The 23,390-nt window shown below is 68.5% G+C and carries 20 protein-coding genes and 1 pseudogene; 12 read left to right on the top strand and 9 right to left on the bottom strand.

The window, feature by feature from the left end; translation table 11 throughout:
- Positions 1–15: 15 nt before the first annotated feature.
- Entirely contained in the window at positions 16–1,047 is a 1,032-nt protein-coding gene (locus ACIRB1_RS36775) for an aldo/keto reductase (protein WP_403468563.1), read from the top strand.
- Positions 1,038–1,757, top strand: a complete 720-nt coding sequence (locus tag ACIRB1_RS36770) for a FadR/GntR family transcriptional regulator (RefSeq protein WP_403468562.1) — start codon at positions 1,038–1,040, stop codon at positions 1,755–1,757. Before ACIRB1_RS36775 ends, ACIRB1_RS36770 begins: the two co-directional genes overlap by 10 nt.
- A 94-nt stretch (positions 1,758–1,851) precedes the next feature.
- On the opposite strand, the gene ACIRB1_RS36765 is transcribed toward ACIRB1_RS36770, so the two are convergent.
- Positions 1,852–4,083, bottom strand: coding sequence for an alpha-L-fucosidase (locus ACIRB1_RS36765; protein ID WP_403468561.1), 2,232 nt, complete (start codon positions 4,081–4,083; stop codon positions 1,852–1,854).
- A 378-nt stretch (positions 4,084–4,461) separates the two neighbouring features.
- On the opposite strand from ACIRB1_RS36765, the gene ACIRB1_RS36760 reads away from it, so the two are divergent.
- Positions 4,462–5,163: a FadR/GntR family transcriptional regulator gene (locus tag ACIRB1_RS36760; protein WP_352182772.1), complete on the top strand. Its 702-nt coding sequence runs from the start codon at positions 4,462–4,464 to the stop codon at positions 5,161–5,163.
- A 128-nt stretch (positions 5,164–5,291) separates the two neighbouring features.
- Here the strand turns inward: ACIRB1_RS36760 and ACIRB1_RS36755 are convergent, their stop codons facing one another.
- Positions 5,292–6,482, bottom strand: a complete 1,191-nt coding sequence (locus ACIRB1_RS36755) for an expansin EXLX1 family cellulose-binding protein (RefSeq protein ID WP_403468560.1) — start codon at positions 6,480–6,482, stop codon at positions 5,292–5,294.
- 202 nt (positions 6,483–6,684) lie between these two features.
- Between ACIRB1_RS36755 and ACIRB1_RS36750 the strand changes: the two genes are divergently transcribed.
- A complete protein-coding gene (locus ACIRB1_RS36750; protein ID WP_403468559.1) occupies positions 6,685–7,566 on the top strand; it encodes a GNAT family N-acetyltransferase in 882 nt (293 codons plus the stop codon).
- Between the two features lie 189 nt (positions 7,567–7,755).
- Here ACIRB1_RS36750 and ACIRB1_RS36745 read toward each other — a convergent pair whose 3' ends face one another.
- Positions 7,756–8,568, bottom strand: coding sequence for a FadR/GntR family transcriptional regulator (locus ACIRB1_RS36745; RefSeq protein WP_403468661.1), 813 nt, complete (start codon positions 8,566–8,568; stop codon positions 7,756–7,758).
- Between the two features lie 362 nt (positions 8,569–8,930).
- Here ACIRB1_RS36745 and ACIRB1_RS36740 point away from each other — a divergent pair, with 362 nt between their 5' ends.
- The 4 genes from ACIRB1_RS36740 to ACIRB1_RS36725 all read left to right on the top strand — a co-directional run bounded on the left by ACIRB1_RS36740 (position 8,931) and on the right by ACIRB1_RS36725 (position 14,260).
- Positions 8,931–10,292 carry an ABC transporter substrate-binding protein gene (locus ACIRB1_RS36740; protein ID WP_352182768.1) on the top strand — a complete coding sequence of 454 codons (1,362 nt, stop codon included), beginning with the start codon at positions 8,931–8,933 and terminating at the stop codon, positions 10,290–10,292.
- Positions 10,289–11,203 (top strand): sugar ABC transporter permease, encoded by a 915-nt coding sequence (locus ACIRB1_RS36735; protein ID WP_352182767.1) that lies wholly within the window; start codon positions 10,289–10,291, stop codon positions 11,201–11,203. The genes ACIRB1_RS36740 and ACIRB1_RS36735 overlap by 4 nt, the downstream gene beginning before the upstream one ends.
- A gap of 124 nt (positions 11,204–11,327) precedes the next feature.
- A complete protein-coding gene (locus ACIRB1_RS36730; RefSeq protein WP_403468558.1) occupies positions 11,328–12,164 on the top strand; it encodes a carbohydrate ABC transporter permease in 837 nt (278 codons plus the stop codon).
- A 71-nt stretch (positions 12,165–12,235) separates the two neighbouring features.
- Complete coding sequence (locus ACIRB1_RS36725; RefSeq protein WP_403468557.1) at positions 12,236–14,260, top strand: hypothetical protein; 2,025 nt, start codon at positions 12,236–12,238, stop codon at positions 14,258–14,260.
- 229 nt (positions 14,261–14,489) lie between these two features.
- Here the strand turns inward: ACIRB1_RS36725 and ACIRB1_RS36720 are convergent, their stop codons facing one another.
- The 3 genes and pseudogenes from ACIRB1_RS36720 to ACIRB1_RS36710 all read right to left on the bottom strand — a co-directional run bounded on the left by ACIRB1_RS36720 (position 14,490) and on the right by ACIRB1_RS36710 (position 16,646).
- On the bottom strand, positions 14,490–14,828 hold the full coding sequence (locus tag ACIRB1_RS36720; RefSeq protein WP_352182765.1) for a MerR family transcriptional regulator: 339 nt from the start codon (positions 14,826–14,828) through the stop codon (positions 14,490–14,492).
- 761 nt (positions 14,829–15,589) lie between these two features.
- Positions 15,590–15,702, bottom strand: a pseudogene (locus tag ACIRB1_RS36715) (IS5/IS1182 family transposase); the annotation flags it as partial.
- A 137-nt stretch (positions 15,703–15,839) separates the two neighbouring features.
- Positions 15,840–16,646, bottom strand: coding sequence for a helix-turn-helix domain-containing protein (locus ACIRB1_RS36710; RefSeq protein WP_403468556.1), 807 nt, complete (start codon positions 16,644–16,646; stop codon positions 15,840–15,842).
- A gap of 86 nt (positions 16,647–16,732) precedes the next feature.
- On the opposite strand from ACIRB1_RS36710, the gene ACIRB1_RS36705 reads away from it, so the two are divergent.
- The 3 genes from ACIRB1_RS36705 to ACIRB1_RS36695 all read left to right on the top strand — a co-directional run bounded on the left by ACIRB1_RS36705 (position 16,733) and on the right by ACIRB1_RS36695 (position 18,435).
- On the top strand, positions 16,733–17,707 hold the full coding sequence (locus tag ACIRB1_RS36705) for an LLM class flavin-dependent oxidoreductase (protein WP_403468555.1): 975 nt from the start codon (positions 16,733–16,735) through the stop codon (positions 17,705–17,707).
- A 51-nt stretch (positions 17,708–17,758) separates the two neighbouring features.
- Complete coding sequence (locus ACIRB1_RS36700) at positions 17,759–17,908, top strand: hypothetical protein (protein WP_352182762.1); 150 nt, start codon at positions 17,759–17,761, stop codon at positions 17,906–17,908.
- A gap of 167 nt (positions 17,909–18,075) precedes the next feature.
- On the top strand, positions 18,076–18,435 hold the full coding sequence (locus tag ACIRB1_RS36695; protein ID WP_352182761.1) for a hypothetical protein: 360 nt from the start codon (positions 18,076–18,078) through the stop codon (positions 18,433–18,435).
- 610 nt (positions 18,436–19,045) lie between these two features.
- Here the strand turns inward: ACIRB1_RS36695 and dctA are convergent.
- Positions 19,046–20,479, bottom strand: coding sequence for a C4-dicarboxylate transporter DctA (gene dctA, locus ACIRB1_RS36690; RefSeq protein ID WP_403468554.1), 1,434 nt, complete (start codon positions 20,477–20,479; stop codon positions 19,046–19,048).
- Complete coding sequence (locus tag ACIRB1_RS36685) at positions 20,476–21,594, bottom strand: PrpF domain-containing protein (RefSeq protein ID WP_403468553.1); 1,119 nt, start codon at positions 21,592–21,594, stop codon at positions 20,476–20,478. The genes dctA and ACIRB1_RS36685 overlap by 4 nt, the downstream gene beginning before the upstream one ends.
- A 133-nt stretch (positions 21,595–21,727) precedes the next feature.
- On the opposite strand from ACIRB1_RS36685, the gene ACIRB1_RS36680 reads away from it, so the two are divergent.
- The gene (locus ACIRB1_RS36680; protein WP_352183040.1) at positions 21,728–22,636 is read left to right on the top strand and encodes a LysR family transcriptional regulator; all 909 of its coding nucleotides are present in this window, start codon (positions 21,728–21,730) and stop codon (positions 22,634–22,636) included.
- A 38-nt stretch (positions 22,637–22,674) separates the two neighbouring features.
- Here the strand turns inward: ACIRB1_RS36680 and ACIRB1_RS36675 are convergent, their stop codons facing one another.
- Positions 22,675–22,932, bottom strand: a complete 258-nt coding sequence (locus tag ACIRB1_RS36675; protein ID WP_403468552.1) for a hypothetical protein — start codon at positions 22,930–22,932, stop codon at positions 22,675–22,677.
- Positions 22,933–23,390 lie beyond the last annotated feature (458 nt).

Below are 23,390 nucleotides of genomic sequence, written 5' to 3'. Positions count from 1 at the left end.
TTTGAGGAGCCCTCCTTGCGCCGCCGAAAGATCCCCCACACCGCCGTCGAGCTGACCGAGCTCGGCTTCGGCGCCTCCGTCATCGGCAACCTCTACCGCGTCACCACCGCCGAGGAGGCCGCCGGCGCCGTCGACACAGCGTGGGACGCGGGCATCCGCTACTACGACACCGCTCCCCATTACGGCCTGGGCCTGTCCGAACGTCGCCTGGGCGCCGCCTTGCGCGACCACCCCCGCGACCAGTACGTCGTCTCCTCCAAGGCCGGCCGCCTCCTGGTGCCCAACGAGCACCCGCAAGGAGTCGACACCGAGGGTTTCGTCGTGCGTGACGACCTGCGCCGCCAGTGGGACTTCAGCCGTGACGGCATCCTGCGCTCGATCGACGACACTCTCACCCGCACCGGCCTGGACCGGCTCGACATCGTCTACCTCCACGACCCCGACGACCACTGGCGACAGGCCACCGACGAAGCCATGCCCGCCCTCGCCGCGCTGCGCGACCAAGGCGTCATCGGTGCGATCGGCGCGGGCATGAACCAGTCCGCCATGCTCGCCCGCTTCCTGCGCGAGACCGCCGCCGACATGGTCATGCTGGCCGGCCGCTACACCCTGCTCGACCAGTCGGCCCTGGACGACGTCCTGCCCGCCGCTCAGGAACATGGCAAGAGCGTTGTCGCGGTCGGTGTCTTCAACTCCGGCCTGCTCTCGCGCGATCGGCCCGTCGAAGGCATGAAGTACGACTACCGGGCGGCACCGTCCGAGTTCGTCGACCGTGCGCGTGCCATCGCCGATGTCTGCGAGGCGCATGGCACCACCCTGCCCGCCGCCGCCATCGCCTTCCCCCTCACTCATCCCGGCGTCGTCAACGTCACCGTCGGCATGCGCGACCCAGTACAGGTCCGGCGCAATGCGGGGCTGCACCGGCAGGACCTCCCGCAGGATCTCTGGTACGACCTGCGCTCCCGAGGACTTCTCCGGCCCGACACCCCCCTCGCTGACGAGGCCGGCGTCTCCGCACCGGGTGAGCGGGGCGCCGGGTGTCCCTGACCGACAAGGCGATCACACAGATTCGCGAGCTCATCGCCTCCGGGGCCCTTCCTCCGGGGGCGAAGCTGCCCCCGGAGCAGGAACTCGCCGCCCAGCTCGGGCTCTCCCGCAATCTCGCGCGTGAGGCGGTGAAGGCACTGTCCATGGCGCGGGTCCTGGAGATCAGGCGGGGCGACGGCACCTACGTCACCAGCCTCCAGCCGAGCCTGCTCCTCGAAGGCCTCGGCGGAGCGGTGGAGCTGCTGCAAGGCGACCCCGGTGCCGTACTGGACCTCATGGAGGTGCGGCGCCTGCTGGAGCCCGCCGCCACCGCCCTGGCCGTCACCCGGTTGTCGGACGACGGACTGGCCGAGGTGAAGCGGCATCTGGACGCCATGCGTGAGGCGCGCGACGACGTCGAGCGGCTCAACGCGCACGATGTGGCGTTCCACCGGGCGATCGTCGACGTCACGGGCAACGAAACGCTGATCGCGCTGCTGGAGGGCATCTCGGGCCGCACTCTGCGTGTGCGGATCTGGCGTGGTCTGGTCGACTCCCGCGCGGCGGCCCGCACTCTCGCGGAGCACGAGGCGATCTACGCGGCGCTGGCTGAGCGGGACGCTTCGCTGAGCCATGCCGCGGCACTGGTGCACGTGCACAGCACCGAACAGTGGCTGCGGGAACACCTGAAGTCCGCGGAGGTCTCGCCCGTGACGAAATCCCGTGCGTGAGAAGGAGAAACCCGTCCCGCCTCGACGGAGAGCGAGTGGATGCCCGGACGGCCGTGCGTCCGGGCATCCACTCGATTGACCGCGCGCGCCTATGTCACTGGGCGGTGAGGGTCCACAGCAGGTTGGTGCTGCTGCCGTCGGTCCACTGCTTGGTGACGGAGCCGGAGGCCACGTTCCCGCCGCCGTCCAGGACGAGTCCGGTGGCCCGGTTGGCGATGGCGCACATGCCTTCGCCCCGGTGGGTGACCGTCCACTGCTGGTTGTTGCTGCCGTTCCACGCCGCCTGCTGGGCCGGGGAGCCGTTGGACGTGGCGCCCCAGCCGTCGGCGACCATTCCGTTGTTCCGGTTGACCAGCTTGTAGTAGCCGCCGCCGACCTCGACGAGCTGCCACTGGAGGTTGGGGCTGCCGTCCCAGGTGTACTGCTTCAGATTGGACCCCGAGGCGACGTTCCCACCGCTGTCCAGGGCAAGGCCGTCGGTGACGTTGGTGATGCGGAAATAGGCGGCCGGATTGAACTGCACCCTCAGGGAGGTGATCTGGTCGTTCTGGCCGGTGACCCTGAGATCGGGGCTGTCGGCGGTGAAGGTCCAGGAGGTACCGGTGAAGTTGTCGCCGCTGTAGGCGACGATCTGGTTCCCGCCGGCCAGTCTCAGGGAGGAGATGCTCTGCGGGTCCACCCCGGCCAGTTGCAGCTGCTCTGCCGTGTAGGTGCCGGGGTCGAGCACCGCGTAGTTCCCGGAGTAGTTGACGTCCTGGTGGACCACGGCGCCGACCGCCGGCCGCAGCGGGGGGATCGGGCCGGAGAAGCTGAGCTTGAGGACGTAGGCGCCCGCGCTGTACGGCGCCGAGGAGGGCAGCGCCACGGTCAGCCCGGAGGAGTCCTGCGTCGGCGCGGCGAGGTTGATGTAGGTGCCGGCGGTCGAGTCCAGCAGCTTCACCGAGGTGAGCGAGGAGACGTTGATGCGGTCCGAGCTCAGCGTCTTGATCTTGAGTGAACTACCGGGCCAGCCCAGCACGGTGGCGTACAGCACCGTGTTGCCCTTGTTGCGGGTGAAGCGGATGTCCTGCGCGGTGCCGACGAGCGGTGCGGTGAACGCGCCCCCGCCCATCCGGGTCGGGCCTTCGCCGTACTGCGTCCAGGCGCGGGTCGCGTACATCGACTCCCCAAAGCGCTTCAGGTAGTCGCCGATGCCGAGCAGCACGTCCTTCTGTCCCTGGGGGATCGTGCCGTCGGCCATCGGCGCGATGTTCAGCAGCATGTTGCCGTTCTTGCTGACCCGGTCTATCAGGGAGTGCAGCATCTGCTGGGTGCTGTAGTAGCCGATGCCCTGGGTGTAGCACCAGCTGGAGCTGGAGATGCTGTCGTCGGTGAGCCAGTAGGGCGCGGTCCGGTCGGCGGGGCCGCCGCGCTCGTAGTCGAAGACCTCGCCGTGGCCGTTGTAGCCGTCCTTGTAGGTGGCGACGACCTCTTTGCCCCAGGAGTTGGCCTGGTTGTAGTAGTACGACAGGAAGTTCAGGCGCTGTGTCTCGTCGACCTTGGGCAGGTCGAAGTCCTCCCAGAGGATGTCCGGCTGGGCGCGGTCGATGACCTCCTTGAGCTTGTCGTACCAGAGCTGGTTCTCGGCGGTGGAGCCCAGTTGCCCGTAGAGCTTCTTGAGGCTGGGGTCGGTCTGGGCGGGCACGTGGTCGTAGTAGCCGTTGAAGTTGTAGGCGTGGTGCATCGCCACCAGCAGCTTCAGGTTCTTGGCGCGGATCGCCGTGGTGAACAGCTTCAGCAGGTCGAGCTTGGGGCCCTTGGCGACCGAGTTCCACTCGTTGACCTGCGAGTCCCACATGGAGAACCCGTCGTGGTGCTCCGCGACGGGTCCCGCGAACTTCGCTCCGGCGTCGACGAAGAGCTGGGCCCACTCGTCGGGGTCGAAGTTCCCCCCGGCGGACTTGAGTTTGGGCGCGAACTGGGTGAAGTGGCCCGCCTTGTCGTTCGCTCCGTTGATGAAGTTGTGGTACGGCCATACCGAGGGGTCGCCGTAGGTCGCGATGTGATGCGTGTTGGCGTTGCTCCCGCCGATGTACATGTTGCGGGGATACCACTCGCTGTCGTACGCGGGGACGCTGAAGACGCCCCAGTGGAAGTAGATGCCGAACTTGGCGTCCTGGAACCACTCCGGGGCGGGCGGGTGCTGGTTCACCGAACTCCATGCGGGCGTGTAGGTGCTGGGAGCGGCCTGCGCGGTGCCAGCGCCGAACACTCCCCCCGCGACGGCCGCCGCGGCCACGCAGGTGGCGCCGGCGAGGAACTGACGTCTGTTGATCGAACTGGGCATGGGGGCATCCCTGTGTCGGACGGAGGCAGACGGAAGAGGCGGGACCGGAGCGACAGTCACCACGCGCCGCGCCGGTTGTTACGGAAGAAGGTCCGCCATATGTCGCCACCATGTCAACGGGCGTGCAGGGATGAAAAGAGCCTCTCACCTGGCAATTTGTCCGGCAATTAGGCATTTGATGTTTTTTGTTCACCAGCAAACATAGAATGTCTTGGGGGTCTGGAGCCATGCTGGTGACATCCCATGACGCCGCACCCGGAGGGGCAGCGCACCGACGGCGGACCCCGACGCCTCCCCGGTATGATCAGCGCCACCCCTGGCACGCCGACCCGGCCATCCGCCACCAGACGGCACGCCCCCTCACGGAAGGAGCTCACGTTGTCCCTCACCGACAGGGCCATCGGGCAGATCCGTGAGCTCATCCGCTCCGGCGCGTTGGCGCCTGGCGCGAAACTGCCCCCGGAGCCGGAACTCGCCGCGCAGCTCGGCCTCTCCCGCAACCTCGCCCGCGAGGCGGTCAAGGCGCTGGCCGTGGCCCGGGTGCTTGAGGTACGCCGGGGCGACGGCACGTATGTGACCAGTCTCCAGCCCAGCCTGCTGCTGGACGGGCTCGGCGGCGCGGTGGAGCTTCTCCAGAGCGACACGGGTGCCCTGCTGGATCTGATGGAGGTCCGGCGACTGCTCGAACCACTCGCCACCGGACTCGCCGCCACGAGGATCAGCGACGACCAACTGGCGGAGGTCAAGGGCCACTTGGACGCGATGCGGTCGGCGAGCGACGACGTCGAGCGGCTCAACGCCCACGACGCCGCCTTCCACCGCTCCGTCGTGGCGGCCACCGGCAACGAGAGCCTGCTCGCCCTGCTCGAAGGCATCTCGGGCCGCACCCTGCGCGCCCGGATCTGGCGCGGCCAACTGGACGACCAGTCCTCCGGGCGCACGCTCGCCGAGCACGAGGCCATCTACAACGCCCTCCTCACCCGCGACTCCGCGGTGAGTCAGGCCGCGGCTCTGCTGCACGTCAGCAACACCGAGCACTGGCTGCGGGAGCACCTGCGGTCGAACGCCGGTCCGGCGTAGCGACTCCCAGCAACCGTGGCCCCGTTGCCGATCGGGGCGCTTCACGGAACGCCACCCCGTCCGGTACCGCCGACCCTGCGTCGGTGGTACCGACCCGGCCGGTACCACCCGCACACCTACGTCATCGCTCAGTGCCGGGCGAACTGAACCCCCGTCGCCTGCACGACATCCGGTCGTATCGCCATGCCTCCGACCGTCAGACGTTCCCCGTAGATGTCGGTGATCCTGACAGCGCCGCCGCAGCCGCCACCGTCGGATGAGAGGAAGTAGTTGTAGTCGGTCCGAGGCAGTTGCCGCCAGCCGACTCCGACGCGGATGTCCAGGCGGGCGATCGGATTGCGATGACCGATCACCTGAAGGGCGCACCAGTACTGGCTCGAACCGGCCTTGTACCGCAGGGAGATCTTCTGGGAAGTGGTGGGGCTGATCAGTGTCCAGGAGATCGGAATCCTGCCGAGCTTGGGATCTCCCAGCTTGGCGAAAGCCTGCTCGCTGAGGTCGAGTTGTCCGGGTGCGCAGGGCAGGGGGCACTCGTTGGTGATCCGCACCGTGACCGAGGCGCCGTTCGCCGTGCGGACGAGCACATACGCCCCGCAGGCCCGGGAGGATTCGTAGTCGGTGGTGTTCATCGCCGCGATCATCATGTCGTCGCTGGCACCGAACAAGCATGCTCCGTCGCCGTTTCCGGCCTGGTAGACGGTGGCTACCCCTTGGTAGGTCGTGCTGGGACGGATTCGTCCTGCCGGGGCCGCGGAAGTCGACGTGGTGCGGTCGGTCCTGGTGGCCGACGGCCGTGCCGACGCTTTGCTCGCGGCAGCCGTCGGCGTCGGAGTACCCGTCGACGTGGGTTTTGCCGTCGCGGTGGGCGTCGGCGTCGGCGCCGGGGTGCCTGTGGTGGCCGGTGTTTCCGTCGGAGTTCGCGGGGCGACCGCGACCACCGTCGCATCGGTCGCATGGTCGGAGAGCGACGCCACCACCAGGGAGACGACAACCCCAGCGGTGGCCAGCGCCGCCGTGATGCCGACGATCAGCCTGTGTCTACGCCGGCGCTGCCGCGCAGCCTGCCTTGCTGTCTTCATGCCTGTCCGTTCAAAGGGTCGAATCGACGGTGCGTCGTTCAGTTGCCACAGGGAGCGAAATGGTTGCCGAAATCTTTTCGCCCGGCTCTGTTCGTGCGGATCGCCGAGCGTTCGGCCCGGTCGGCGATCGCTCAACTGGCAGGCGACAGGCTGGCGGCCGACACCAAGCCGATGTGGGGTCGCGCCGGTCCTCAGGTTGATACGACAAGTCGGCAGCCCGCCCGTGCCGGTCGCGGCCATCGATGAGCGGCTGTGCCCGCGCGCCCGCACCGGCTCTCGTTAACCCTTTGCCGAGGCGCCGATGGGCCAGCTAGGTTCTCCGAGCCGTCCGATGTTGTTCGGGACCGTGCTGTCGACGAGGAGGTGTGGAGCACATGCGCAGGAGTGCCCAGCGGTTGAGCCCGCGTACTGACCCCGCCCGCTTCCTCACGACGGAGACACCTTGTCGTTTCGCATCACCCCACTGACCGACCCCGCTCACGGCCCGAACAGCCGGCGTCTTGCCTGGCTGGCGACCGACGCCGATTCCATCCCCATCGGAACCGCCTTTCTGCGCCTGTTCGACAGTCCCGGACAGAAGCACCTGGCCGAACTGACCGTCCAGGTCCATCCCGCGGAGCGACGCCGGCGTGTCGGTTCCCGGCTTGTCGACGCCGTCGTGGCCGCTGCCCGGGCCGATGCCCGACGCTGCGTCATCGCACAGGCCGAGGCCGGATCGCCAGGCGACTACTTCCTGCCGGCGCGCGGATTCAAGAAGGTCCTCACCCTGAGGTTCTCCCGCCTGCCGCTGGCCGACGCGGACACCACCGCCCTCGCCCGCATCATCGAGCGTCCGCATTCCGGCTACCGGCTGATGTCATGGCAGGGAACCGTGCCCGACGGCCTCGCCGAGACGTTCGCCGACTCGCGTCGTGCCATGGACGACATGCCCATGGACGACACCGACTACGGCACGGTGACCTGGGACGTGGACCGTGTCCGGGCCGCGGCGAAAGCTGTCGAACAGCGTGGCGACCACCTGCACACGGTCGTGGCCGTCGACGTCTCCGACGACTCGATCGCCGGGTTCACCGAACTGGTCGTGCCGGGCGACGGCAGAGGCGACGGCCAGCACTACGGCACCGGCGTGTTGCCCGAGCACCGCGGACACGGCCTCGGCCGATGGATGAAGTCCGAGTCGATCCGAGACGCCCGTGAGCGCTATCCACACCTGGGCGGCCTCCTGACCGACACCGCCGACAGCAACACGCACATGCGGCGGATCAACGACGGTCTCGGCTACACGCCCACGCACACGACACACCAGTACCAACTCGACCTGTAGCGGCGGACGGAGGGGCCGGACCTGGACATCACCTGGCCCGGCCCATCCGTGCTTTCGATACTCGACTCAGGTCACGTCACTTTCGATACTCGACTGGTCACGTCCTGATCGCGGGGCCGAGCCGGCACCATCAGGCGGCTCGTGCTCACGCGCTCCCTGGAGGCGGTGTTTCACTTCGGCGGGCGGCTCTCAGCCAACCGGTCCGTCCTCCCGGTGCCCGAAGACCCTCCGCTGGATTTCCTGACGGTAGTCCTCAAGCGTCCTGTCGAGGTGTACGGCGGTGGCCTGAGCCGCGGCCTCCGGTCGGCCGTCCCGTACTGCTTCGTAGATGGCCGCATGCTCCTCGATGGCGGCCTCGGAATGAGCGCTGAGCCTGTCGAGTGTGCCGATGGCACTGGACTGTCTCTGCAACCGGCGCGCGTCGCGCACGGCGTCGACCAGGAAGCTGTTGTGGGAGGCCGCGGCGACCGCGGCATGGAAGTCGTCGTCGGCCCGGTTGAAGACGTCGACCTGCCCTTGGGCGAATCCGTGACGGCACATCTCCACGGCCACCTCCATCGCCCGCAGTTCGGCAGGGGTGGCACTCGTCGCCGCGATGCCGGCCGCGGCCATCTCCTGGATCCTGCGGAACTCGAACAGCATGAAGATGTGGTCGAGGTCTGTGGGCCGGAAGAACCCGCCCCAGCGACTGGCACTGAGCATGCCCTCATCGTCCGAGACGAAGAGGCCACGGCCCTTGTGCGCGCGGATTCGTCCGAGGGCGGAGAGGATCTTGACGGCTTCGCGCACGACTGCCCTGCTGGTGCCCAGCCGTGCGGCCAGATCGTTTTCCGTGGGCAGTCGGTCGCCGGGGACCAGACGTGACTCGGCGATGAACTCAAGGATGCGCTCAGCGACGAGCTCATAGCCCGGACGGTAGTCGCGCCGCACCTCCGCCCCTCCGCCCGGAGCCGTCAGCCTGTCGGACGCCGACGAAGTCCCGGTCGCGGACGTGTCGTTCATCTGTCCTACCTCCATCGCTGGTCCCACAGAGCGAGCCCGTCCCTGCGTCGTCACTCTACTGAACACTTCCTCGTGAAATGAATCGTACTCATCTTGCTCCAGGTGATGCAGGCAAGCGGCGATCTTGATGACGAATTCGCCATTTACCGAATTATTAGGTACATAACCGCCAGCCGATCGGGCAGGAATTCCGATTTTGTGACTGTACATCTCCTTGACCCGTGGGCAGATAAGGCGCCTAATTCTGAGCGGCAACCCGTAACAACCGTCCACGAAGCCGCTCGTGGGACGCCGCCGCCCGCGATGCCACCACGCTCGCCCAGGCCGTTCACCCGGACGCCAGCCACGTAATGGAGTCACTCATGACCGCGATGAAGCAGTCCCCTGTCCGAAGCCGAGCGCTGGCCACAAGGCGATCGGTTCTCCTCGCGGGGTGCGTGGCCACCCTGGTCGCGACGGCCACGGCCTGCGGCGGCGGCACCACGGCCACGAACAGCAAGGACGGCTTCAACCAAGTGGCGCAGAAGAGCGGGGCCCTGACCGTGTGGGTGGACTCGACCCGCCTGGCCGCCGCGAAGCTCTACCAGAAGCTCCACCCCGACGTGAAGCTGAACATCGTCACCTACGACGGGGACGCCAACGGATCGAACTATCTACAGACGAAGGTGCAGCTCTTCAACCGCACCGGCAAGGGCTGGCCGGACGTCGTCTTCAGCTCGCAGAACAACGAGGTGACCTGGGCGGTCGACGCCCACTTCGCGGCCCCCCTGAACAAGGGACTCGTCCCGGCGGGAACCCTCGGAAAGTTCGCCGAGGGGGCCAACGACGTCTGCACGGTGGGCGGCACGGTCTACTGCCTGCGTAACGACCTCTCCCAGGCCGTGCTCTGGTACAACGCGCCGCTGATGAAGCAGTTCGGCTACGCGGTGCCGACGACCTGGGAGGCGTACCAGCAGCTCGGTGAGAAGGTGGCCGCCGAACACCCCGGCTACCTGGTGGGCGACGCCGGTGACTCCTTCACTCCGGAGATCTACCTGTGGGCGAGCAAGTGCGGCGCCAACCACATCACCGGCGCCAAGTCCGTCTCCGTGAACACCAAAAGCGCCCAGTGCACGAAGATGGCCCAGCTCATGGACGTACTGATCGAGAAGAAGTCCATGTCCATCAGCGGGGTCTTCAGCACCGACTTCGGCAAGAACAAGGCCGACAAGGTACTGATGATGCCCGGCCCCTCCTGGTACGGCGGCGCCCTGTTCGAGGGGACCTTCAAGACGCCCGCCAAGCAGATCGCGGCAGCACCCATACCCCAGTGGAGCGGTGAGACCTCACCGTCCACCGGCAACGTCGGTGGCGGTACCTGGCTGCTGTCCCAGCACTCCGAACACATCAAGGCAGCCGCCGACTTCCTCACCTGGGTCACGACGGACGACGCCTACCAGGGCAAGGTCGCGCCCGGCTTCCCCGCCTACGCCCCTGCTGCGAGCACCTGGCTGACGCAACAGAACGCCTCCGGCTACTACGAAGGCAGCATCGACGCACTGAAGGAGGCCTCCACCCAGGTCTGGCCGGGCTGGGGGTCGGGGCAGTTCAGCCAGGAGGCGATCTGGGCCGCGACGGTCAAGCCCGGTCTGACGCAGGGCAAGACCATCGTCTCGCTGCTGCCTACCTGGCAGGACTCCATCGTCAAGTACGCCAAGTCCAACGGATACAAGGTCTCCCAGTGACCCTGCCCCACTCCCCCGCCGCTCCGGTCCGCCGACGCCCCCAGGGCACCCGGCGGCAGAGCAGGGCGGGAGCCGCCTTCGTCGCCGCCTACGTCGTCCTGCTGATCGCGTTCGGTGTCGTGCCGACCGCCTACGCGGTCTACTTCGCCTTCAGCAACGCCCAGGGCACCTTCACCGGCTTCGACAACTTCGCCACCACGATGCGCGACTTCCGCTTCGTGCCGGCCCTCGGGCACGTCGGGCTGTACCTGTTGTTCTGGCTCGTCTCGCTCGTGGTGATCGTGGTCGGCCTGGCGCTGCTGCTGCACCGCCTCGCCTCCCGGGGCGCCGGGAAGACCCTGAGGTTCCTCTTCTACATTCCCGGCGCCCTGGCCGGTGCCGCGAGCGTGCTCGTCTGGCTGTTCATGCTCGACCCCACGGTCAGCCCGGTCACCTCCCTGCTGGGCGCGCTCGGCTACCACACGTTCGGCGAGGTCATCGCACCCGGCCATCTGCCCCTGCTGTTCACGATCATCGCGTTCTGGACCGGCGCGGGCGGCTGGATCGTCGTCATCTACGGCGCGCTCAACAACATCCCCAAGGACGTCATGGAGGCCGCCCGCATCGACGGGGCGGGCGCCTGGCAGACCGCCTGGCGGGTGCAGATACCTCTGCTGCGCAAGTGGATCGTCTACATGGTGATCCTCGCCTTCGCCGGCGGCGCCCAGCTCTTCGTCGAGCCGCAGCTGCTGTCCCTGGCCAGCGTGGGAGTGGCGGGACGCGACTACTCGCTCAACCAGCTCTCGTACGACTTCGCCTTCCAGATGAACAACGTCAACGGCGCCGCCGCCGTCTCCGTCGAACTCCTGGTCGTCAGTCTGTCGGCCGCAGCCCTCTTCGTCGCACGGTCGGGATTCTTCGATGCCGAATGAGACCCCCACACACTCCGGTGTACGTCCACGTCCCGGGAGCACCGGCGTCAGCCCGAGCCCCACGCCGCGCAGGTCTGCCCGCATCAGCCGCCGTCCCGTCCGGCGCTACGGCTCCCAGGTACTGGTGGCCGTCGTACTGGCCGCGTTCACGGTGTTCTTCGTACTGCCCGTGTTCTGGCTCGCCCTCGCCGCCACCAAAACGGATCACCAGCTCGTGCACGGCAACCCGCTGTCCTTCGGCTCCTGGCACGCGCTCAGGGCCAACTGGCATGCGCTGACCGCCTTCCAGGACGACGCGATCCTGCTGTGGCTGCGCAACTCGGCGATCTACGCGGGGATTTCCCTGGTCATCACCCTGTGCGTCGCCGTGCCGGCCGGTTACGCGCTGGCGATGACGGAGTTCCGTGGACGTCACACCCTGCTCGTCGCCACGCTGATCGTGATGCTGATGCCGAACGCGACGCTGGTGGTCCCCCTCTTCCTGGAGCTCAACGCCGTACGTCTGATCGGGACGATGTGGTCGATCATCCTGCCGTACTCGTTCTATCCGTTCGGGGTGTATCTGACGTACATCTACTTCAGCACCGCCGTGCCACGGGATCTCCTGGCGGCCGCCCGCATCGACGGATGCGGCGAGTTCCGGGTCTTCCGGCACATCGCCCTTCCCCTCGCATCGCCCGTGGTGGCACTCGTCGGCTTCTTCAGCTTCGTGGCCAACTGGACCAACTACTTCCTCCCCTACGTGATGCTGCCCGCGAGCGACCAGATGCCTGTGCAGGTGGGCGTCGGCACCCTGCTCAGCAGCGTGCCCTCCTTCAACCCGACGGTCGGATCACTCGCCATCGAACGGCCCCAACTCGCCCTGGCCACCTTGGTGGCGATCACGCCGGTCCTGGTCGTCTTCCTCTTCTCGCAGCGTTTCCTGGTCGCCGGAATGCTCGCGGGCGCCACCAAGGAATGACGCCGCGGACCGTCGTCCCGGCGGCCTCCGCATGCTTCCACGGCCTTCCCCTCCCGAACGGAGACGTTTCCATGCCCTTCGGTTCCGCCGATCGTCCTGCCGACGGGGAGACCGCCTCCCCCGGCGGCCCGGTGTCCTTGGCCGGAGTGCGAGCCAGCGTGCCCCTGCTGGAACCCCCCGGCTGGGCGCTGGCACAGCGCGCACTGTTCGAACTGCTCGACCACGCCTGGCGCCTTTTCGAGCAAAACTTCACCGGCCCGGACGGGCGTCTGAACTACGACGGACGACTCACCACCCGTGACGGAGTGGACGACTTCTACGAGACGTTCTTCAACTGGCCCCAGCTGTATCTGCTCGGCGGCGCGGACGACCTGCTGCCTGCCGCCGAGCGGCACTGGGAGGGTGTCACCCGGCAGCTGACCGAACTGGGCATGCTCCAGGACGAGTTCGAGCGCGGCTACGACTGGTTCCACCAGGGCGAGAGCCTGCTGCTGCTGTACTTCCTGTGCATGGCGGCCCCCGAACGCTGGTCACAACGGGCCCTGCGCTTCGCCGAGTTGTACGTCGATCCGGCGAAGGGCAACTACGACCCCGACCACCGTGTCATCACGCGCCCGCACAACGGCAGCGACCCCGAGCGCCGCGGGTTGTCCGACAGTAACGTCTACCCCTGGCTGCCCAAGGAAGCCGAGCTGTACGGCTTTCCGCTCGACTGGGCCCTCCCCGCCGACGCCCCCCTGCCGCCGCTGTCCGAGGACCCGCGCCTCGGCAGTGAGATGCGCGACCGCATGGGCAGGGGCGACACAGCGGTCAACCTCGCCGCGGCCGGACTGGTCCTCAACGCCTGGATCCTCTCCGGCGAGGCACGCCACCGCGACTGGATCGTCGAGTACGTCGACGCCTGGCGTGGACGCACGATGGCCAACGGCGGCCTGCTGCCCGACAACGTCGGCCCGGACGGCGTGGTCGGCAGCCTCCTCGAAGGACGCTGGTACGGCGGCCACTACGGCTGGTCCTGGCCGCACGGCTGGCACAGCGTCGGCCACGCCGCATGCGTGGCGGCACTGGCGGCAGCGACGGTCACCGGTGACGACGACTACCTCTCCATGGTCAGGACCAGCCTCGACACTCTCATCGGCCATGGCAAAGTGATGGCCTTCGCCGACGCCGATTCCAGCCTCCCCTCCAAGTGGCTCGCCCAACTCGGTCCGGGCATCCACACACCCACGCTGCACATCCCCTTCCGCCGCAACAACTCCGGATGGTTCGACCACAACCCCGTCACGCCCGCCGTACCTGTGGCGCTGTGGCATCACACGGCCGCTCCGGCCGACCGGGCCCGGCTGGAACGGCTGCGCGCGGCCAGCGGATTCGACTGGCGTCACGTGCGCGCCTTCCGCTCCAAGGAGGAGTCCGGGCACGAGGAGGCGTGGTTCGCCTTCCTCGCCGGCGACGATCCCGACTACCCGGAAAGGATCCTCGCCGCGGCCCAGGCGCAGGTCCGCCACCGCCTCGTCCGCATGGACCGCTACCGCGATCGGGATGTGGCCGAGGAAGACATCCACATGTGGCAGCAGTCGAACCCCGTCGTCACCGAGGCACTCGTACAACTGACATGGGGCGGCCCCCAAGTCCTTTACAACGGGGGTCTGCAACAAGCACGGGTGCGCTACTACGACGGCGAGGCGCGGCGCGCCGGCCTGCCGCACGAGGTGGCGGCCCTGGTCACCTCCATCGACCCAGAAGCCACCGTCGTCGAGCTCGTCAACCTGTCCGCCGACCGCACGCGGACGGTCGTCGTCCAAGCCGGCGCCTTCGCCGAACACACGATCACCTCGGTGCGCCACACGGCCTGCGAGGACGACTCGTGGGCCGGAGACATGTACGACTACGGCCACGAGGAACCGACCGTCACCGAGGCAGACGTACCCGTGGACAGCAACCTGCTCACCGTCGTCCTGCCCGCCTCCACCCGCATACGGCTGACGCTCAAGATGCGCCTGCGCACGCGGACACCGAGTTACCTCACGCCGTTCACAACGGATACGGCCGTAGGGCCCGGCGCCGGTCTTCCCGAGGAGGAGGTCGAGAAGTGAAGCGCATCGCCCACACCATCTCTCCCATGGGTAGGGCGGATGATCGCCCCGGTCCCGGCAGCACCGGACGCGAATGGCCCACGGCAACAGCGTGGGCCATGGAGCGTATCGGGCACGACAGGCGGCGAAGACCTTGCGTGCCTGTTCCCCGCGTCGCCGGGGAAAGCGATCCTGTCGCAGACCGGGACCGGAGCGTACGGCGGCGCCCGTCGGCGCGGGCAGTCCTGTCTCAGGCCGTGGTCGTCGGGTTCGCCGCTTCCGCGGTGCGGCGGTATTCGGCGTTGATGCGCTGGGCTTCTTCGAGCTGGTCCTCGAGGACGATGATGCGGCAGGCGGCCTCGACAGAGGTGCCGTGATCGACGAGTTCGCGGGCGCGGGCGGCGATGCGCAGCTGGTAGCGGGAGTAGCGGCGGTGGCCGCCGGCGGAACGGAGCGGAGTGATCAGGCGGGCTTCGCCGATGGCGCGGAGGAAGCCCTGCGTGGTGCCGAGCAGTTCGGCGGCCCGGCCCATCGTGTAGGCGGGGTAATCCTCGTCGTCGATACGGCCGAACAAGTCATCTGCTGTCATCTGCACCTCTCTGCGGAACGCGTGGAGGGGCCTTGGTGCCACTGGCACCAAGGCCCCGAAGGAACTACTACACCATCTGCCGGCCCTCGTGCTGCGCCGGCCCTCTGTTTCCGCGGCCCCGGCTCAGATGCCGCCGGGGTGCTGGGATCGCGGTTGCTTGACCGGAGACCACCTCACTATCGATGTCCTGCGGTACCCGGGTTCAAGATGTCGGCCCGGGCGATCCCGATGGCGCTTCACTCCTCCGTTCTTCCCTCAGGGATCAACTGCTTACCTAGCGGGTAGTGCTGGTGATGCGACTGCTCTGCGGCCTCTGACAGCACCGCACTTCGACAGCCAGCCCCGTCGCCCATCCTGCGTCTGCTCTGGCTTGGAACCCCACTGCCGAACTTCCCGGTGCGCGCGCCCGCAGCCGACGCCTTCACCGAGGTGCTGCTCACTCACTTCACTGCTGGGTACTGCGAACTGAAACTGCGTGTACTGCTGCCCGGCAGTTCGTGTCTGCCGGGCCCTGCTGTCTCTCTGGGCTACGAGAGAACTATAACTACGCCCCAAGGGCAATGTCTACTCCGACAAACATAGATTTCCGTGCGTTCGACAGTGAGGCAATCCGCCTCGAACAGCGGCGGGCTCAGGGGCGGTGGCTACCCCGGCCTGATGAAGGAACCGCGAGAGGGCGAGAGGACTCCGGAGGCGGAACCGGTCAACGATCCAGAGACCGGGGATACCTGACGAACACCATGAGCGTCGGCCTCGCCATCGTCCGCGTCGATGACGACCTGGCGGTTGGTCGAGTACCGATAGTTCGTCGACTGCTCGGCCACTGCGCGTCCCGGGTCGCGACCAGAGTGCCGTCCACGATCAGCACGGCGTCCCCGTACTCGTCTGCGATGCCGAAGACGCTCTCGCATCCTGGGCATTCCGCCTGGCCGAACAGGCGCGTCAGGACCCAGGCGAGCCGTTGCCGGCCATCCCGTACGGCCGAGTCGTGCAACATCCTCCCGGTGCCGGTCAGCTCATGCGGGACGGCCGGCCGGAGTGGGACCTGGTGGCCTGATCCGCAGCAGCAGAGGCACCCATGTGCCCGGCGGCCGCCGAGAGTGCCTCGGCTGTCGCCGCGTCGGCCGGCAGGAACGCCTCCAGCTTCAGCTCGGCAAGTGTCACGTCGACAGCGGTGGCGAAGGTGGTCACGGTCGTCATCAGGTGCAGCTCACCGTACGAGGACCGCAGGCGGAGCGGAACTGCGAAACCGAGCAGCCCGGCAGACGGATCCAGTTGGGGAACGTACCCAGTCAGCTCGGCGCGCAACTCTTCCAGGTGTCCGAGGCGGGCCAGGATGTGGCGCGCCCATTCGGCGAGGTTGCGGATGCGGGGAGCCAGGCCGTCGGGATGCAACGCGAGGCGGTAAACGTTCCTGCCCGGGCCCACCAGCTCGGGGGCAACCCCTTCGGTGATCAGGCCGAATGCGGTGTTCGCGGCAATCAGGTCGCCGCCACGGTCCACAACCAACGCCGGATACGGCAGATGCCCGCGGAGGATGTGATCGATCGCCGTACGCACGGGAGCCAGAACCGGGTCGTCGAGTGAGCTCTCGGGGTAGGCGGGTGCGTACCCGGCTGCCAACAGCAGCTCGTTGCGCTCCCGCAGCGGCAGTTCCAGCGACTCGGCCAGGCGCACGACCATGTTCCGGCCGGGGACGGACCTGCCTGATTCGATGAAGCTGAGATGACGCTGCGTGGTGCCCGCCCGAAAGGCCAGGTCGAGCTGGCTGAGTTGACGGCGGGTACGCCGTTCGCGAAGTGCACGAGGGAAGTCCACGGACCTGTTGTAACGGCGGCGGAGGGTCCCAGGCCATTCCCCGCAGGGAATTGTCGCCTCTCGCACCGGTCGCGAACATCAACGACATGGACATCGGTGTACTGCTTCCGACCGGAACCGCCCAGTGGGGCGCGGCTGACGACCCTCGCGAGCTGGTCGCCTTCGGCCGCCAGGCCGAACGCCTGGGCTTCCGCTCGCTCTTCGTAAACGACTCCCTGATCAGCCCGCGCATCGAGGCACTCACGATGCTGGCGGCCCTCGCCCCGGCGACCGAGGCCGTGACCCTGGGTACGGCTGCACTGATGCCGTTCCTGCGTCGGCCGATCCAGGCCGCGCAGGCACTTGGGTCGATTGACGTGCTGTCCGGTGGCCGGCTCACCGTGACCGTCGGCGCCGGCTTCCCCGGTCGCTTCGGGCGGCCCCTCTACACGCTGTCCGAGCTGCCTTGGGAAAGGCGCTTCGCCCGCCTGGACGAGACTGTCGCGCTGTGGCGGGCACTGTGGAACGGCGCCGACTCCTTCCACGGCGAGATCCTCCGGTTCGATGACATCCCGCCCACGACCAGGCCGTCCCAAGCCGGCGGCCCGCCCATCTGGCTCGGTGGCGCGACCCCCGCAGCGCAGGCCCGCACCGGCCGGACGTACGACGGATGGCTGCCCTATCCGCCCGACCCCACCGACTACGCGTCCGGCCTTCGCAATGTCCGCCAAGTGGCAGCCGGGGCCGGGCGTGCGGCTGAAGACATCACACCCGCGCTGTTTGTCTCGGTACGGATCGACGACGACATTGAGAGCGGCCGCCGAGCGCTCGACGCCTACGCACGGGCCACCTACGGCATGCCCCTGGAAGAACTGGAGAGGACACAGGCCGTTGTCACCGGCTCTGCCGACCAAGTGCTCCAGCGCCTGGGAGAGTACGTCGTCGCCGGTGTCCGGCACATCGTCGCACGACTCGGCGCCCTGGACCTGCGCTCACAGCGTGACCAACTCGAACGCCTTGCAGTCCTGATCCCCGCTGTTCAGAAGGCAGCGGATCACGCCGCTGCCTCGGCAGGCTGCTGAGCTTGGCCTGACCGGCTCCGAGTGATCGTTGCGGGACGGCCCTTACCCGGCGTGCGGGAAAGCGTCCGGGACTTCCTCGAACATCCCGACCAGCCGATCGTGACGGAGGACGCCGACACCGTGACGCTGGCGCTGTCCGAACTCGTCACCAACGCCCTGCGTCACTGCGGCGGCACCCGCATTCTGGACCTGACGACTTGACGACCTGAACCGCGGCACGGGCCGCTTCGCCTGACCCATGGTCAACCGCCTCGCACGGGCGACGACGGTCAACCGCCCTGCCCGCGCCGGCAAGACCGTCAGCGCCCTCCTCGTCCGGTGACGCCGCCGCTGACGCAGCCCGGCGGGCGGCAAATATAATCCTCCCCATGTCGAAGCCTGACCAGCTGCTCATTGACGTCGCCACCGTGGTGGAGTCCGGGCAGAGCAACCAGATGTCCCTGACCGTGGTCACCGGTGGTGCTGTCATCACCGGCCGCCTCGCTCCCGAAGCCGTGTGGAGGCGCAGGGTGTCGGAGGTGCTGACGGATTCCGCCCGCCTGGGAGAGTTCTCCGCCGTCTTCGACGCCCCCACCAAAGAGGACGGGCCGCCCACTCATCTGCACTTCCACGTCGCCCGGATTCTCCAGGGCCCGGTGGGAATCCCGGAGACGGGCGGGATGTACCGGGTGGCGATCGACGACGTCAGCGCCTGGACCGTGGGCGACTTCAGCTATTCCGACCACTGACCAACCACGGCAACACGGACCCGTCGTAGGGGAACGCAGCGTGGGCCCGGCCGGCTTCCACCGGCCGGGCCCACTGCTGTTCAGATGTCGACTCATGCCCGCTCTCTCGAACAGCCACGTACGGGCGCGCGGAGCGTCGCAGAAGCCTGCCGGACCGCGCTGAGGATGCCTAGGGGTCCGGCCACGGGGAAGGGCGCGGGTGAAGTCGAGCGTGGTCATCGTTGCTCGACCAGGTCGCGACCATGGCGGGCGACCCGGTCGTCAAGGGCCGCATGGTGTGGGTCGGCAAGGCCACCGTCCCGCTGACCTTCGTCCATTCCTCCGACCTCGCGGCCTACCTGGCTGCCGCCGCCGACGCCGAGGCAGCCAACGGTGAGCGGATCCACATCGGTTGGGACCGTCCGGTCAGCATGCGGGAGGTGGCCGACATCATGGGCCGCCGGGCTGGAAAGAAGATCAAGGAGGTGGCCGTCCCGTCCGCCGTCGCCCGCGCCGCGGGAGCCGTCACCGGCCGCTTCGTGCCCCTGATCAAGGACCTGACCGCGATGTTCCGCTGGTTCGAGACCGGCCGGGACGCCACAGGCCTGTCCCGTAGGCCGGAGAAGGGAGGTCAGCCGACGGCGGGAACCGGTTCACGGTCCCTTCCGGACGCTGCCTCGGGATCGGCCGCTTGGGGCTTGGCTCCGCCGCCCGGGGCAGTCTGCGGGGCGGAGGTGTCATCGTCCTCGGGAGCGGCGGTGAACGCGAGGTCGCCGCGCAGGACGGCCTTGGCACGCTCCTCGTCCAGCTGTCCCTCCCACTTGGCCACCGCGAGAGTGGCGACGCTGTTGCCGACCACGCTGGTCAGAGCGCGGGCCTCGGACATGAAGCGGTCTATGCCGAAGATCAGGGCCAGGGCGGCGACGGGCACGTGGGGTACGGCGCTGAGGGTGGCCGCCAGGGAGATGAAACCGGAGCCGGTGACACCGGCCGCGCCCTTGGAGGTGAGCAGCATGACGGCGAGCATGGACAGCTGCTGGGTGAGGCTGAGGTCGATGCCGAGGGCCTGGGCGAGGAAGACCGAGCCCATCGTCAGGTAGATGGCCGTGCCGTCGAGGTTGAAGGAGTACCCGGCGGGCAGCGTGATCCCGACGACCGTCTTCGACGCGCCTGCGTGCTGGAGCTTGGCCATCAGCCGCGGCAGCACCGGCTCGGAGGACGAGGTGCCCAGGACGATCAGCAGTTCCTCCTTGATGTAGCGGAGGAAGGGCAACAGGCGCAGGCCGTTGACGCGCATGACCGTGCCGAGCACGACCAGGACGAAGAACAGAGCGGTGAGCCAGAAGGAACCGACCAGCAGGAAGAGGTGGCGCAGCGTGTCCAGGCCGTAGTTGCCGATGGTGAAGGCCATGGAACCGAAGGCGCCGATGGGGGCGAGCCGCATGATCCAGCGGATGAGCGTGAACAGGACCTTGGACAGCCGCTGGATGCTCTGGGTGATACCCGTGCCCGCGTCACCGGCGGCGTTCAGGCCGAAACCGAAGAGCACCGAGACCAGCAGCACGGGCAGGATCTCGTGGCCGGTCAGCGCACTGAGCAGGGTGTCCGGGATCGTGGAGAGGACGAAAGCCGCAAGGCTGTCGTGGCTCGCGGTCGCCTCAGGCGGCAGCCCCTTGGTCGACAGGGTCGAAGGGTCGACATGCAGCCCACTGCCGGGCTGGACGACGTTCACCACGACCAGACCGATCACCATGGCGACGGTCGTCAGGACCTCGAAGTAGATCAGCGCCTTGAGACCGACCCGGCCGACGGCGCGCGCGTTGCCCACGGAGGCGATGCCGTGGACGACGGTACAGAAGATGACCGGCGCGATCATCATGCGGACCAGGGCGATGAACCCGTCGCCCAGGGGTTTGAGTTCGGCTCCGAACGACGGCCACAGCCAGCCGACGGCGGCCCCGGCCAGGACACCGATCAGGCATTGGACGTAGAGCGGGGACAGCAGCCTGCGCAGGCGGCTCGGCGGAGCGTTGCGGGTACCCGGGGCAGCGTCGTTGCGGCTCATGCGGGGTGTCCTTCCAGGACGGGAACGAGGAGTTCGGCTCGGGCGATGCGGCGGGCGGCGCGGTGCAGCAGCACTGTGGGGGATGCGCCCTCCGCCGCGGGGACGGCTCGGGCGGTGATGACACCGGCCGGGGTGCCCAGGCGTAGCGTCCCGTCGGCGGTCTGCCGGGCGACGCGGTGGGCGAGCGTGCCGGGGATGGCGGCTGCTGTGGTCAGGGCGACGGCCGAGGTGAGACCGATCGCCGGGTGGGGAGCGTGCATGGAGACCATGCGGACGGCCAGGTCGTACTCGTCCTGGTGGACGAGGGCGCCGTCGGTGGTGCGGTAGGTGACAGGACGGGCGACCACCCCGACCTTCGGGACGGCGTGGCTGACAGGGTCGGTCTCCGCGGCCAGTCCCATGGCCAGGGCGGCCGACCGGCGCAGCGCGGTGAGGGTGGGCACCACGGTGGCGAAGTCGGCCAGGGACTCAGTGCCGTCGAGTCCGAACGCCTTGGCCTCGAACAGGGCCGCCGGAGCACCGGCGTCGACGAGGGAGGCTTCGACGGTGCCGGTCGGTCCGGTCAGCGTGTCCAGGGCGTGGCCGGTCGGCAGGGCTCGGCCGGTCGACGTACCCGCCGGGTCCTCGAAGCCGAGGAGCACCGGCACGCCGAGCGCGGCAGTGCCCGGCACCCGGGCTGTCCCCGCATCGGGGGCGGTCCGCCCGGGGGTGGGGATGGTGCCGCTGAGCCGGGCACCGGTGTTGACATTGAGCATCCGTACCGTGGTCGAGTCCGACGTGACCGGCACGAGGCCGTTGTGCACGGCGTACAGGGCGACGGCGGTGGCGCAGTTGCCGCAGTTGCTGGTCCACTCCACCTGTTCGTCGCCGACGCCGACCTGTGCGAAGGCGTACTCGACGTCGACATCCGGCTTCGTCGAGGTCTGGACGACCGCCGCCTTGGAGGTGGTGGAGGAGGCACCGCCGACGCCGTCGATCTGACGGGGGTCGGCTGCGTTGTAGGCGGCGAGGAGCAGGGTGTCGGCGTCCACACCGGTGGCCACCACGTCGTGGTGGTCGAAGATCCAGCACTTGCTGGTACCTCCGCGGATCATCTCGCCCTGAAGACGCAACACAACAGACTCCTCACGGGAACCCCGACGGCACTTCCGTGTGGGGGTGCGATCCACAGTGGGCGCGCGCAGCGTGAAGTACAATCTCGGAAATCTGCATGGGTATTAAGCTGAAGTGAACGCTGGAGGTGGCGAGATGCTCGACGTCCGGCGCATCCTGCTCTTCACCGAAGTCGCCCGCCGGGGCTCGGTCACGGCGACCGCCCGCGCCCTCAATTACACGCCGTCAGCGGTATCGCAGCAGGTCAGCCGATTGGAGGCGGAGGCAGGGCAGCCGCTCTTGGAGCGTCATGCGCGGGGCGTCACGCTGACCGACGCGGGGCGCGCGCTGGCCGAGCGAGGAGAGCGGATCGAGCGCGAACTGACGGCCGCGGAGAACGAGTTGGCCGACTTCGCGGGGCTCCGTGCCGGCACTCTCCGTGTCGGAACCTTCCCCACCGTCGGCGCCTCCCTCCTCCCACGGGCGGTCATCGCCTTCCGCCGGACGCACCCCGATGTGCGGCTCACGGTACGCAGCGCCCGCATCGCGGGACTGTGGGCGCTGCTGGAGAACCGCGAGATCGAGATGTCCCTGATGTGGGACTACGACTGGAACCGCATCGACCGCGAGGACATCGTCGTCACCTCGCTCGTCGACGACCCTCCAGCACTCCTCGTCGGCAAGGATCACCCCTTGGCCGACCGATCTTCGGCCGCCCTCGCCGACTTCGCCGACGACCCCTGGATCACCCGCGCCGACCACCACCCGGTGGCCGAAGCCCTCACCCGCAGCTGCCGCGCGGCCGGTTTCGAACCGCATATCGCCTATGAGGCCCACGACTACCAGGAGGCCCAGGCCATGGTCGCCGCCGGCATCGGCGTCGCCCTCGCCCCCACCCTGGCCCTGGAAGGTATCCGAGGGGGCGTCAGCGTCCTGCCTCTCCTGCCCCCCGCCCCGGTGCGCCGCATCCTCCTGGTACGCATGCGCGACCATGCCCTGACCCCGGCCGCCGAAGCCTTCGCGGACTTCCTGCACGACAGCGCGGCGGTTGCCCAAGGACGATGAAGCGCCGCGTTCACCTGTGATGTCGTCAGGTCGTCACTTCACGCGAAGTCGGCGTCCCAGCGGATGAGGGTGTGCGCGTGTGCGGGTGTGCCCACTCGGCCCGCTCCTCCATCTCTCTGCTGGTGGTCGCCGCCGCAGATGAGGCGGAACTCGCCCTGCTCCACCACGTCCACGAAAACACCGACAGCACCGCGGGACGGTCTGCCGGCCTGATCCGATCCGGCGTCCCGCACAGGCACCGCTGCCGCGCCCGCGCGCCGGGACACCGGAGCCGTCCTCGTCGTCGTCGGCAGCATGGCCGCCCCCGGCTCCTTGGACCGCGTCCTGGCGCGGTTGCTCCGGGGACGCGCTGCTGTTCGGCCGCGCCCAACTCACCCAGAGCGCCTGACCACCCGGAGCCAGGCGAAGACAGCCGCGCCGGCCGAAGCGCGAGGAGCGGCACGGCCGGCACGAAGCCCCCGAGGGGGGTTCACCACCATGGCGTCCGTGTACCCGGGCCGGCCCTCTCCGGCCGGCGATCCTGATGGCGTCTGCCTCCCCGGCGCGATCGCCTTCGCTCTCGACGACGCGTTCCTCCGAGGATCGGGGCGGCCCCGCGGAGAGCCGGGCCGTCAGGACTGCACGCGATACGCCAGAGGCGGCGACGCGGGTGCCGGTTGCACCATCCACCGCTTCGGCGACCTGCCCCGCGTCGGGCTCGGCGACGTTGCCACCGTTTTCCCGGCCGATGGCGCGCCCGTCACCGGCGACGACG

Source organism: Streptomyces sp. NPDC096013 (genome assembly GCF_044763565.1).
Classification (GTDB): Bacteria; Actinomycetota; Actinomycetes; order Streptomycetales; family Streptomycetaceae; genus Streptomyces.
This window is presented reverse-complemented; position numbering and strand designations above follow the sequence as displayed.

Excerpts from the sequence above, each read along its gene's own strand:
- dctA (WP_403468554.1), bottom strand. The coding sequence starts at position 20,479 with ATGAGCCGCAACGACGCTGCCCCGGGTACCCGCAACGCTCCGCCGAGC.
- ACIRB1_RS36755 (WP_403468560.1), bottom strand. The coding sequence starts at position 6,482 with ATGGCCGCGACCGGCACGGGCGGGCTGCCGACTTGTCGTATCAACCTG.
- ACIRB1_RS36740 (WP_352182768.1), top strand. The coding sequence starts at position 8,931 with ATGACCGCGATGAAGCAGTCCCCTGTCCGAAGCCGAGCGCTGGCCACA.
- ACIRB1_RS36765 (WP_403468561.1), bottom strand. The coding sequence starts at position 4,083 with ATGCCCAGTTCGATCAACAGACGTCAGTTCCTCGCCGGCGCCACCTGC.
- ACIRB1_RS36725 (WP_403468557.1), top strand. The coding sequence starts at position 12,236 with ATGCCCTTCGGTTCCGCCGATCGTCCTGCCGACGGGGAGACCGCCTCC.
- ACIRB1_RS36745 (WP_403468661.1), bottom strand. The coding sequence starts at position 8,568 with ATGAACGACACGTCCGCGACCGGGACTTCGTCGGCGTCCGACAGGCTG.
- ACIRB1_RS36720 (WP_352182765.1), bottom strand. The coding sequence starts at position 14,828 with ATGACAGCAGATGACTTGTTCGGCCGTATCGACGACGAGGATTACCCC.
- ACIRB1_RS36675 (WP_403468552.1), bottom strand. The coding sequence starts at position 22,932 with ATGCTGCCGACGACGACGAGGACGGCTCCGGTGTCCCGGCGCGCGGGC.
- ACIRB1_RS36705 (WP_403468555.1), top strand. The coding sequence starts at position 16,733 with ATGGACATCGGTGTACTGCTTCCGACCGGAACCGCCCAGTGGGGCGCG.
- ACIRB1_RS36680 (WP_352183040.1), top strand. The coding sequence starts at position 21,728 with ATGCTCGACGTCCGGCGCATCCTGCTCTTCACCGAAGTCGCCCGCCGG.
- ACIRB1_RS36695 (WP_352182761.1), top strand. The coding sequence starts at position 18,076 with ATGTCGAAGCCTGACCAGCTGCTCATTGACGTCGCCACCGTGGTGGAG.